10 protein-coding genes are annotated in these 11923 nt (G+C 61.3%); 5 read left to right on the top strand and 5 right to left on the bottom strand.

Annotated features, from left to right (window positions below):
• The 3 genes from J9892_RS09265 to J9892_RS09255 form a co-directional block, all read left to right on the top strand.
• The coding region (locus tag J9892_RS09265; protein WP_210538105.1) for a transposase at positions 1-137 on the top strand (137 nt) is incomplete at its 5' end.
• Positions 138-239: 102 nt separating this feature from the next.
• Positions 240-1886 (top strand): methyl-accepting chemotaxis protein, encoded by a 1647-nt coding sequence (locus J9892_RS09260; RefSeq protein ID WP_161469881.1) that lies wholly within the window; start codon positions 240-242, stop codon positions 1884-1886.
• Between the two features lie 143 nt (positions 1887-2029).
• Positions 2030-2212, top strand: a complete 183-nt coding sequence (locus J9892_RS09255; protein ID WP_042015109.1) for a hypothetical protein — start codon at positions 2030-2032, stop codon at positions 2210-2212.
• Positions 2213-2285: 73 nt separating this feature from the next.
• On the opposite strand, the gene lpdA is transcribed toward J9892_RS09255, so the two are convergent.
• The 5 genes from lpdA to ampD form a co-directional block, all read right to left on the bottom strand.
• A complete protein-coding gene (gene lpdA / locus J9892_RS09250; protein ID WP_010675812.1) occupies positions 2286-3713 on the bottom strand; it encodes a dihydrolipoyl dehydrogenase in 1428 nt (475 codons plus the stop codon).
• Positions 3714-3861: 148 nt separating this feature from the next.
• Positions 3862-5757 carry a pyruvate dehydrogenase complex dihydrolipoyllysine-residue acetyltransferase gene (gene aceF, locus J9892_RS09245; RefSeq protein ID WP_052814469.1) on the bottom strand — a complete coding sequence of 632 codons (1896 nt, stop codon included), beginning with the start codon at positions 5755-5757 and terminating at the stop codon, positions 3862-3864.
• A gap of 120 nt (positions 5758-5877) precedes the next feature.
• Positions 5878-8538, bottom strand: a complete 2661-nt coding sequence (gene aceE / locus J9892_RS09240; RefSeq protein WP_039040509.1) for a pyruvate dehydrogenase (acetyl-transferring), homodimeric type — start codon at positions 8536-8538, stop codon at positions 5878-5880.
• An 83-nt stretch (positions 8539-8621) separates the two neighbouring features.
• The gene (pdhR, locus tag J9892_RS09235) at positions 8622-9386 is read right to left on the bottom strand and encodes a pyruvate dehydrogenase complex transcriptional repressor PdhR (RefSeq protein ID WP_010675815.1); all 765 of its coding nucleotides are present in this window, start codon (positions 9384-9386) and stop codon (positions 8622-8624) included.
• Positions 9387-9662: 276 nt separating this feature from the next.
• Positions 9663-10235 (bottom strand): 1,6-anhydro-N-acetylmuramyl-L-alanine amidase AmpD, encoded by a 573-nt coding sequence (gene ampD, locus J9892_RS09230; protein ID WP_039040507.1) that lies wholly within the window; start codon positions 10233-10235, stop codon positions 9663-9665.
• Positions 10236-10363: 128 nt separating this feature from the next.
• On the opposite strand from ampD, the gene J9892_RS09225 reads away from it, so the two are divergent.
• Positions 10364-10834 carry a retropepsin-like aspartic protease gene (locus J9892_RS09225; RefSeq protein ID WP_042015101.1) on the top strand — a complete coding sequence of 157 codons (471 nt, stop codon included), beginning with the start codon at positions 10364-10366 and terminating at the stop codon, positions 10832-10834.
• Between the two features lie 3 nt (positions 10835-10837).
• Positions 10838-11701 (top strand): carboxylating nicotinate-nucleotide diphosphorylase, encoded by an 864-nt coding sequence (gene nadC / locus J9892_RS09220; protein ID WP_210538217.1) that lies wholly within the window; start codon positions 10838-10840, stop codon positions 11699-11701.
• Positions 11702-11923: the final 222 nt, after the last annotated feature.

Here is an 11923-nt window from a genome sequence, read left to right as displayed (position 1 = left end):
ACTACCCGATGCACACGAGTGTGCTGGAAGGGGTGAACAACAAGATCAAAGTGATAAAGCGTATGGCATATGGATTTAGGGACTCAGAATACTTTTTTCTGAAAATCAAGGCGGCCTTCCCCGGAAAGCCGCGATGAACCTTTTTTCACCGGGTCGACAGGGAATACCGACCCCCATGACGGCGAACCGTCATGACAAGCCGCTACAGTAGCGACACAGCAACACACCAAGGAGTCAACATGCTGGCAGGCAACCTCACCATCAAAACCCAACTGATCCTGGCCGTCACCGTACCCTGTCTCGCCCTGCTGCTGGTTGGCGCCGCCAGTCTGCGCAGCATGGACAACATCAGGCAGCAGGCCGAAGAGCTGTTCCAGAATACCGCCACCCCCATGCGGGCCATGGCGGAAGTGGCCTCCCGCATCCCGCGCATGCGCGTCGGCATCGACATGATGCTATTGCAGGACACCTCCCTGCGCGACGAAAAGGGGGTGCTGACCCGGGTCAAGGAGACCCGCGAGGAAGACATTCCCGAGATGCGCCAGGCCATGGAGCAGGCCGTCAAGGCCCAGGTCGATCCGGACGCCCGGGCCAAGGCCCAGACCCTGCTCGATCAATTCACCCGAGTGGAGCGGGAGGAGCTGACCCCCATGTTGCAGGCGCTCTCTGACAACAAGATGGACGAGGCACGCGCCATCTACCGGGATCGCTACAGCCAGAGCTACGGGGTCATGCGCAAGGGCGCCAATGAGCTGCTCGACGGGTTGATAGGTCAGGCCCAGCATCGCAACGATCTGAGCGAAAACAGCTATGACAGCGGTCGTACCCAGATGATCGCCATCATCGTCATCGCCATCGCCATCTCGCTGCTCGTCTCGACCCTCATCCTCATCGGGCTGCGCCGCCGGGTCTCCTTCCTGCAATCCCATATTGGCGAGGTGGCCCGCCACCTCGCCCTCGACAGCCGCGCCAGTCTTACCGGCAAGGACGAGCTGGCCGAGATTGCCCACAGCTTCAACCAGTTCGTGACCCGGATCCACGGGGCCATCGTGCAGGTGGCGAGCAACTCCCGCCAGGTAGCCGCCACCGCCAACGAGGTGGCCGCCAAGGCCCAGCTCACCCAGCACAACTGCACCGCCCAGCGGGATCGCACCGTCCAGGTCGCCACCGCCATCCACGAGATGGGGGCCACCGTCACCGAGATCGCCGGCAATGCATCCCTGGCAGCCGACGTCGCCAAGCAGGCCAACGAGCAGGCCGATGCGGGGGCCCAGGTCGTCGCCCAGGCCCGTCACGGCATCGTCGGCCTCTCCGGTGAAATCGAACAGGTCGCCGGGGTCATCGAGTCCCTGGCGAGCCAGACCGACTCCATCGGCAGCATCCTCGACACCATCCGCAGCATCTCGGAGCAGACCAACCTGCTGGCCCTCAACGCCGCCATCGAGGCCGCCCGCGCCGGCGAGCAGGGCCGTGGCTTCGCCGTGGTGGCCGACGAGGTGCGCAACCTCGCCAGCCGCTCCGCCGCCTCCACCGCCGAGATCCAGAGCATGATCAACAGCCTCCAGGAGCAGAGCGCCCGCGCCGTCAGCGCCATGGCCCAGGGCCGCAACCAGAGCCTGCGGGTGGTGACCCAGGCCGACGAGGCCAACGGCGCCCTCGACCAGATCACCGGACACATCACCCAGATCAGCGACATGAACATCCAGGTCGCCACCGCCACCGAAGAGCAGTCGAGCGTGGTGGGCGAACTCAACCGCAACGTGGAGGACATCAACCAGCTCACCATGGAGACCGCCGATATCGCCCATCACCTGACCGAGTCGAGCCGCAACCTGCAGCACCTCTCCGGCGAGCTCGACAAGCTGGTCGGCAACTTCCGCCTCTGAGCGTCCGGCACCTCTTCCTGACCCGCACCAGGGCGCTTCGGCGCCCTTCTTCATGACCACGGCAAGCCGTGACGCACGGGGGATACGTCGTCTCCCACCGCCCTGCCACATGCCTCATAATCAGGAAAACGCGAGGAGGTATGATGGGCAAGCTGGTCGTGATGATAGTGCTGGGGGGGCTGCTCAGTGCCTGCAGCAGCGGGCCCGTGCGGGTGCACGGGGCCGATGTGAGCGTGGACGATACCCGGATCCGGGTCAGCGACGGGGATCGCGGAGGCGACGGTACCTTCTGCCCACCGGGACAGGCCAAGAAGGGGCGCTGCTGACCGCTGGGTGCCGAAAGACAGACAACAAAAAGCCGCTCCATGGAGCGGCTTTTCTTATGAAACGGGCAGAAGATTATTTTTTCTTCTTGGCCTTGGCGTTCGGCAGGTCGGTGATGGAGCCTTCGAACACTTCGGCAGCCAGACCCACGGACTCGTGCAGAGTCGGGTGAGCGTGGATGGTCAGCGCGATGTCTTCGGCGTCGGCACCCATCTCGATGGCCAGACCGATTTCACCCAGCAGTTCACCGCCGTTGGTGCCCACGATGGCACCACCGATGACGCGGCCGCTCTCCTTGTCGAAGATCAGCTTGGTCATGCCGTCGGAGCAGTCGGACGCGATGGCGCGACCGGAAGCAGCCCACGGGAAGGTGGCGACTTCGAAGTTCAGACCCTGTTGCTTGGCTTCCTTCTCGGTCAGACCCACCCAGGCCATCTCAGGCTCGGTATAGGCGATGGACGGAATCACTTTCGGGTCGAAGTAGTGCTTCTTGCCGGCGATGACTTCGGCCGCCACGTGGCCTTCGTGTACACCCTTGTGGGCCAGCATGGGCTGACCGACGATGTCGCCGATGGCGTGGATGTGGGCCACGTTGGTACGCAGCTGCTTGTCGACTTCGATGAAACCGCGCTCGTTGACGGCAACACCGGCCTTCTCGGCATCCAGCATCTTGCCGTTCGGCACACGGCCTACGGCAACCAGCACGTTGTCGTAGCGAACCGGCTCGGCCGGGGCGTGCTTACCTTCGTAGGAGACGTACAGGCCGTCTTCACGGGCTTCAACGGCGGTGACCTTGGTCTCCAGCATGATGTTGAATTTCTTGGCAACGCGCTTGGTGTAGATCTTGACGATGTCTTTGTCGGCAGCCGGTACCAGCTGGTCGGCAAATTCCACCACGTCGATCTCGGAACCCAGGGAGGAGTACACGGTACCCATCTCCAGACCGATGATGCCGCCACCGATGACCAGCAGCTTGCCAGGAACGGTCGTCAGTTCCAGCGCATCGGTAGAGTCCCATACGCGGGGGTCGTCATGGGGGATGAACGGCAGCTTCACCGGACGGGAACCGGCGGCGATGATGGCGTTGTCGAAGGTGACGGTGGTCTTGCCGTCGGCGCCTTCCACTTCCAGCGTGTTCGGACCGGTGAACTTGCCGAAGCCGTTCACGACTTGGACTTTACGCATCTTGGCCATGCCAGCCAGACCGCCGGTCAGCTGGTTGATGACCTTCTCTTTCCACAGACGCACCTTGTCGATGTCGGTCTGCGGGGCACCGAAGACGATGCCGTGCTCGGCCAGCGCCTTGGCTTCTTCAATGACTTTGGCGACGTGCAGCAGTGCCTTGGACGGGATGCAACCCACGTTCAGGCAGACGCCACCCAGGGTGGAGTAACGCTCGACGATAATGGTATCCAGACCCAAGTCAGCCGCACGGAAGGCAGCGGAATAACCGGCAGGGCCAGCACCCAGTACTACGACCTGGGTTTTGATTTCTTTACTCATCATGACCTCTTTGTCGTTCTTATATCCCCGGACAGCACAGTCTTATGCCAAACAAGGCCGCTGCAGCCGTGAAAAAAACGGGGCAAGTTTACAATCCTGTTAACGAAATGAGAAGCAAAAAGGGCGGGCTCTGGGCCCGCCCTCTCACTTACAGGACCAGTCGACGAATGTCGGACAACACACCACTCAGGGTGGTGATGAAGCGGGCACCGTCGGCGCCATCGATGACGCGGTGGTCGTAGCTCAGAGCCAGCGGCAGCATCAGGCGCGGCACGAACTCTTTACCGTTCCACTTCGGCTTCATCTCGGACTTGGAGACGCCCAGGATGGCCACTTCCGGCGCGTTGACGATCGGGGTAAAGCTGGTACCGCCGATGCCACCCAGGCTGGAGATGGTGAAGCAACCGCCCTGCATGTCGGCAGCGGTCAGCTTGCCGGCACGGGCCTTCTTGGAGATCTCGGCCAGATCGCGGGACAGCTCGTGGATGCCCTTCTTGTTGACGTCGCGAACCACCGGAACCACCAGACCGTTGGGGGTATCCACCGCCACACCGATGTGGATGTACTTCTTCATGATCAGCTTGCTGCCGTCTTCGGACAGGGCGCTGCAGAAGCGCGGATGGGCTTCCAGGGCCTTGGCGGCCGCCTTCAGGATGAACACCAGCGGGGTGATCTTCACGTCCAGCTTCTGCTTCTCGGCCAGGATGTTCTGCTCTTTGCGGAACGCTTCCAGATCCGTGGTATCGGCTTCGTCGAACTGGGTGACGTGGGGGATCATGGCCCAGTTGCGGTGCAGGGCAGGACCGGAGATCTTCTGGATACGGGTCAGCTCCAGCTCTTCGACAGGGCCAAACTTGCTGAAATCAACCTTCGGCCAGGCCACGACGCTCATGCCGTTGCCAGTGCCGGTGCCGGCAGCCGGAGCGGACTCGGCGCGCTTGACCGCATCCTTCACGTAAGCCTGCACGTCTTCTTTGACGATGCGACCCTTGCGACCGGAGGCTTTCACCTTGGCCAGGTTGACACCGAACTCGCGCGCCAGACGGCGTACAGCCGGGGAGGCGTGGACATAGGCGTCGTTGGCGACGAAATCGGAGGCGGCAGCAGCCTGGGCAACCGGCGCAGGAGCGGCGGCAGCCGGAGCGGCAGCAACAGGCGCTGCGGCAGGAGCCGGAGCAGCCACGGCAGCCGGAGCGGCACCCGCCACTTCGAATACCATGATCAGGGAACCGGTGGAGACCTTGTCACCCGCCTTCACCTTGATCTCCTTGACCACACCGGCGAACGGCGCAGGCACTTCCATGGAGGCCTTGTCGCCTTCCACGGTGATCAGGGACTGGTCGGCTTCAACCTTGTCACCCACGGCGACCATGATTTCGGTCACTTCCACTTCGTCACCGCCGATGTCCGGCACGTTGACGTCCTTGGCACCGGCGGCAACCGGAGCAGCGGCAGCCACGGGGGCAGCAGCAGGAGCCGGCGCAGCAACAGCGGCCGGGGCTGCGCCCGCCACTTCGAAGACCATCACCAGGGAGCCGGTAGAAACCTTGGCGCCGGCGGCAACCTTGATCTCGACCACGCGACCGGCGAACGGTGCCGGCACTTCCATGGAGGCCTTGTCACCTTCCACGGCGATGATGGACTGGTCGGCTTCAACCATGTCGCCCACGGCAACCATGATCTCAGTTACTTCGACTTCGTCACCACCGATGTCCGGCACGTTGACGTCCTGGCGAGCGGCAGCAGCAGGAGCGGCGGCCGGCGCGGCAGCAACCGGGGCAGCAGCCTGGGCCGGAGCCGGTGCGGCAGCACCCTCGGCTTCGAAGACCATGATCTGGGAACCGGTGGCAACCTTGTCGCCCACCTTGATCAGGATCTCTTTGACGATACCGGCGGCCGGAGCCGGGACTTCCATGGAGGCCTTGTCACCTTCCACGGCGATCAGGGACTGGTCCAGCTCGACCTTGTCACCCACGGCCACCATGATCTCGGTGACTTCAACTTCATCGGCACCGATATCCGGCACCATAATCTGTTTGGACATTGCGCTTTATCCTCTTGCGTGCATCCGCGTGGCTGCCTGAGCATCACCACGCGCATCCCGCGTTATCCGTTTAAACCCAGGCAAGGTCGCGCCGGATACCCGGCGCGACACTCAATCCTCTTACGCGTACAGCGGGTTGACCTTGTCGGCATCGATGCCGTACTTGGCGATGGCTTCGGCCACAACCTGCTTGTCTACCTCGCCGCGCTTGGCCAGTTCGGTCAGGGCAGCAACCACTACGTAGAACTCGTTCACTTCGAAGTGACGACGCAGGTTGGCACGGCTGTCGGAGCGGCCGTAACCGTCGGTACCCAGGACACGGTAGTTCTCGGTCGGAACGAAGGCACGCACCTGATCGGCGAAGGACTTCATGTAGTCGGTCGCAGCGATGGTGGCTTCGGAACCCAGTACCTGAGCGATGTAGGGCACACGCGCTTCGGCGGTCGGGTGCAGCATGTTCCAGCGATCCGCGTCCTGACCGTCACGAGCCAGTTCGTTGAAGGAGGTGACGCTGAACACGTCGGAACCCACGCCGTACTCGCTGGCCAGGATCTGGGCGGCAGTGCGCACGTGACCCAGGATGGAACCACAACCCAGCAGCTGTACCTTGGCCTTGGTGCCGGCCACGGTTTCCAGCTTGTAGATACCCTTGCGGATGCCTTCCTCGGCGCCTTCCGGCATGGCCGGCATGGCATAGTTCTCGTTCAGGGTAGTGATGTAGTAGAACACGTTTTCCGGGTTCTCACCGTACATGCGGCGCAGGCCGTCCTGTACGATCACCGCCACTTCATAGGCGTAGGACGGGTCGTAGGAGATGCAGTTCGGGATGGTGTTGGCCAGGATGTGGCTGTGACCATCTTCGTGCTGCAAGCCCTCTCCGTTAAGAGTGGTACGACCGGAGGTCGCGCCCAGCAGGAAGCCACGGGCTTGCTGGTCACCGGCTGCCCACGCCATGTCGCCGATCCGCTGGAAGCCGAACATGGAGTAGTAGATGTAGAACGGGATCATCGGGCAGTCGTTGGTGCTGTAAGAGGTGGCAGCAGCCAGCCAGGAGGACATGGCGCCCAGCTCGTTGATACCGTCTTGCAGAACCTGACCCTGCTTGTCTTCCTTGTAGTAGGAGACGATGTCGCGGTCTTGCGGGGTGTACTGCTGACCGTGCGGGCTGTAGATACCGATCTGGCGGAACAGGCCTTCCATACCAAAGGTACGGGCTTCGTCAGCCAGGATCGGGACGATGCGCTTGCCGATGGACTTGTCTTTCAGCATCACGTTCAGGGAACGCACGAACGCCATGGTGGTGGAGATTTCGCGCGCCTGTTCACCCAGCAGCGGACCGAAGGCATCCAGCGCCGGGATTTCCAGCTTGGTGGTGCTCTCGCGCAGACGGGTCGGTACATAGCCCTTCAGTGCGGCACGGCGGGCGTGCAGGTACTTGTGCTCTTCGGTACCCTCTTCGATCTTCAGGTACGGCAGGTTTTCCAGCTGCTCGTCGGTGACCGGCAGGTTGAAACGATCGCGCAGGTGACGCACGGAGCCCAGATCCATCTTTTTGACCTGGTGAGCGATGTTCTTGCCTTCGGCCGCTTCGCCCATGCCATAGCCCTTGATGGTCTTGGCCAGGATCACGGTCGGCTTGCCCTTGGTCTGTGCAGCCTTGGAGAAGGCGGCGAACAGTTTGCGGGGGTCGTGACCACCGCGGTTCAGGGCGAAGATCTCCTCGTCGGTCATGTCTTTGACCAGCGCGGCGGTTTCCGGGTAACGGTTGAAGAAGTGCTCGCGCACGTAGGCACCGTCACGGGACTTCATGGTCTGGTAGTCACCGTCCACGGTCTCGTTCATCAGCTGGATCAGCTTGCCGGAAGTGTCTTTCTTCAGCAGCTCATCCCACTTGCGACCCCAGATGACCTTGGTCACGTCCCAGCCAGCGCCGGCGAACAGGCCTTCCAGCTCGTTGATGACCTTGCCGTTGCCGACAACCGGACCATCCAGACGCTGCAGGTTGCAGTTGACCACGAACACCAGGTTGTCGAGCTTTTCACGCACGGCAACAGTCAGGGCACCCTTGGCTTCCGGCTCGTCCATCTCGCCGTCACCCAGGAAGGCGTAAACGGTCTGCTCGGAGCAATCCTTGATGCCACGGTCGGTCAGGTACTTCAGGAAACGCGCCTGATAGATGGCGGCGATGGGGCCCAGACCCATGGAAACGGTCGGGAACTGCCAGAATTCCGGCATCAGTTTCGGGTGCGGGTAGGAAGGGATACCCTTGCCATCCACTTCCTGACGGAAGTTGTCCAGCTGCTCTTCGGTCAGGCGACCTTCGGCGAATGCGCGGGCGTAGATGCCCGGGGAGATGTGACCCTGGAAGTAGACCAGATCGCCACCGTCCTTCTCGTTGCGGGCACGGAAGAAGTGGTTGTAGCAGACTTCGTAGATGGTCGCGGAAGAAGCGAAGGAAGACATGTGACCACCCAGGTCCAGGTCTTTCTTGGAGGCGCGCAGCACGATCATCATGGCGTTCCAGCGGATGATGGCGCGAATGCGGCGTTCCATTTCCAGGTCGCCCGGGTAAGCCGGCTCGTCGCTGGACGGGATGGTGTTGATGTAGTCGCGGTTTGCCTTGGCAGCCACGTCCACACCGCTTGCGCGGGCTTTCTCGGCCAACTGTTCAAGGATGAACTGAGCGCGTTGCGGACCCTCTTCACGCAGCAGGGATTCCAGAGAGGCAAGCCACTCCAGCGTTTCTATCGGGTCCACATCGTTCTTCAGGATATCAGACATGGCTGGTTCCTATGTTGTTGTGATTGCACGGCATTGCACGGCGAAGGGCGCAAGCATTCGACAATTAAGAAAGCCTTGTGGGATTAGTTTTCCTGCTGACGGATCCGACGCATGGATCGCTGGATCCGGCTGTCTTCCCTCTGCATATCCAACAAGGTGTCCTCGATAAAGGCCAGGTGCTCATGACAAGCAGCCCTGGCCCGCTCCGGAGCCCCCGACAGGATAGCCTCGATCAGGCTCGCACGATGGCGACGGATCTTGGCGACCACTCCCGGACGGCGATTCAAAATTTCGTTATTGCGTAAAATGTTCTGCTCAAGCATGGGGCCCATGGCCCGCAACAGGTGCAGCAGCACCACGTTGTGGGAGGCCTCGGCCACGGCCAGATAGAACTGGGTCACGGCGGCCGATTCGACCACCAGCGAGCCTTGCTGACCGGCTTCTTCGATGGCGGCTTGCGCCAGGCGAATCCGTTCGAAATCAGCCTCGGTGCCCCGCAGCGCAGCATAGTAGGCACAGATGCCTTCCAGCGCGTGACGAAACTCCAGCAGGTCGTACTGGGCTTCCGGGTGAGTGCTGAGCAGTTCGAACAGAGGGTCGGCGATCCCCTTGCTCAGGGCATTTTGTACGTAAGTGCCACCGCCCTGACGACGATACAAGAGTCCTCTCGCTTCCAGGCGCTGGATGGCTTCGCGCAAGGAAGGGCGCGACACCTGAAACTGGATGGCGAGTTCCCGCTCGGGCGGCAACTTCTGGCCCGGCTGCAGGCTGCCTTCCAGAATCATGCTTTCCAGCTCGGCGACGATGGCGTCGGCCAGCTTGGGCTGAGTTATCTTGATATAGGGCATGAGGCTACTTTGTTAAATTGGTATTACCAATTTTATGGTTGGGGCGAAAATTAGCAGAGGGCTTGAAAAAAGTCCACCCAAAAGATGATCTGAATCAAGAAGCTAGGCTGCCACTTTGGGGGTAAAAACGCGGAATCATGATATAGCTCATAGAAAATGGTCTGACCAATATTTGTGAGCTTGCTCACCGATAACATTTGGCCAACAGCATGAAAAATGGCTTGCCAGACAAGGCAAGCCATTGATTCTAAAAACACAAAATAATTTTTAGATTTTTCACTCAAAGTGAAGCTTTTCCCGATAGCGAGGCCATTCGAAACTGTCACCCGGATCCGTCTTGCGGCCCGGCGCGATGTCGCAGTGGCCGACAATACGGTCCGCCGTGATGGCGGGATAACGGTGAACAATCGCCCGGCTGAGGTCCGACAGCACCTCGTATTGCTTGTCGCTGTAGGGAAGCTCGTCGGTCCCTTCCAGTTCGATCCCGATGGAAAAATCGTTGCACGCCTCCCTCCCCTCCCAGCTCGAGACTCCCGCATGCCATGCCCTGGCGCCAAAAGGCACGTACTGTACCAGTTCCCCATCGCGGCGGATCAGGCAGTGGGCCGAGACCCTCAGTTGATGAATACCGGCGAAATAGGGGTGAGCACCGGGATCGAGGCGCCCCAGAAACAGATCGTCGATAAAGGGGCCACCAAACTGCCCGGGGGGCAGGCTGATGCCGTGTATCACCAGCAAGGAGACATCCTCCGGGCTGAGCCTCTCATTGTGATGGGGGGAAGGCACCTTGCGGGCCTGCTCGCACCATCCTTCACGATCGATGGAAAACAGGGTTGTGGGTTGTGTCATCGTCTGCTCGACTCACAAATGGAAGCGATGTGCCTCTGGCGGGATGGGAAAACTGGGAACAAGTCTCTGAATTCATGGATAACGCTATGTTAGGCTGAGCCATTCACTCGCGCGATATGGGACACACTATGCACCCGATGGCACGCCGTCTCTGGCTGCTCGCCTGGCTCTCGCTGCTGGGTCTGCTGACCCTCTACTTTCATGGCCGTGAACAACCGTCGGTGACCGCCAGCGGCGATCTGCTGCTCAGGGCCGATGCCAGCGGCCATTATCGTCTGGAGGGTGCCATCAACGACCAGCCGGTGCAACTGCTGCTGGACACAGGAGCAACCCGGGTGACCATACCGAGCCAGGTGGCCGCCCGGCTCGGCCTCGTCGCCACGGGCCGCAGCCGTGTCAACACGGCAGCCGGAGAGATCCAGGTCGAAACCGGCCGGATCGAAAGTCTGGCGATGGGTCCGCTGACCCTGTACGATTTGTCCGTCTTTATCAATCCGGCTGCCGACGGGGAGGAGATCCTGGTGGGCATGAATGCCCTGGGCAGGCTGGAATTGCGCCAGAAAGACAGGCAATTGCTTCTCAGACCCTTGCAGGAATAAGGCATGTTACAACAGGACATCCGCCGCGCCGTGCGCGCCGCACTTCTCGAAGACTTGGGCGATGCCCTCACCGCGCTGGATCAACTGGATGCCAGCGCCGACATCACGGCCCAGCTGATCCCGGCCGATCGCATCTCGACCGCGCGAGTCATCACCCGCGAGGCGGGCGTCTTCTGCGGCCAGCCCTGGGTCGACGAGGTGTTTGCCCAGCTCGGTGGCGAAGTGAAGGTCGAGTGGAAAGTGCAAGATGGTGAACGCCTTGCCCCCAATCAGGAGCTGTTCCGCCTCCATGGCCCCGCCCGCGTGCTGCTGACTGGCGAGCGCAATGCGCTGAACTTCGTGCAGACCCTGAGTGGCGTCGCCACCCTCACCGCCCGCTATGTGGCCGAGCTGGAAGGCACCGACTGCCGCCTGCTCGACACCCGCAAGACACTGCCGGGCCTGCGCAGTGCACAGAAATATGCCGTCACCTGCGGTGGTGGCAAGAACCACCGTATCGGGCTGTTCGATGCCTATCTCATCAAGGAGAACCACATCCTGGCCTGCGGGGGCATTCAGGAAGCCATCGCCCAGGCGCGTCACCTCAACCCGGGCAAACCGGTAGAAGTGGAGGTCGAATCGCTGGCCGAACTGGAACTGGCTCTGGCGGCCGAGGCCGACATCGTGATGCTGGACAACTTCGACATCCCCATGATGCAGGAAGCCGTTCGCCTCAATCAGGGCAGAGCCAAGCTGGAAGTCTCCGGCAACGTCACCCTCGATACCCTTGCCGGATACGCCGCGACCGGGATCGACTTCATCTCGGTGGGAGCGCTGACCAAGCATGTGCGGGCACTGGATCTCTCCATGCGCTTTGTCGCGGCTTGAGCAAGCCCCATCCGTTGCTCGTGCCCAAAATATTACAGGGCTCGAAACTTGCAAAAGGCGCCATCGGCGCCTTTTCTTTGGTTCTTCGCGGGATCTTGGGGAAGTGGAAGTTGACAGACAGGGTGCTGGTAAACTGGCTGTCTCCAAACACACCACCACCATCACCCTGCTGTCGCCGTGCATCATATTGATATTGCCTCCTTCTGGCCAGGTTATACCGTC

The organism is Aeromonas sp. Prich7-2, from assembly GCF_017939255.1.
Taxonomy (GTDB): domain Bacteria; phylum Pseudomonadota; class Gammaproteobacteria; order Enterobacterales; family Aeromonadaceae; genus Aeromonas; species Aeromonas caviae.
This window is presented reverse-complemented; position numbering and strand designations above follow the sequence as displayed.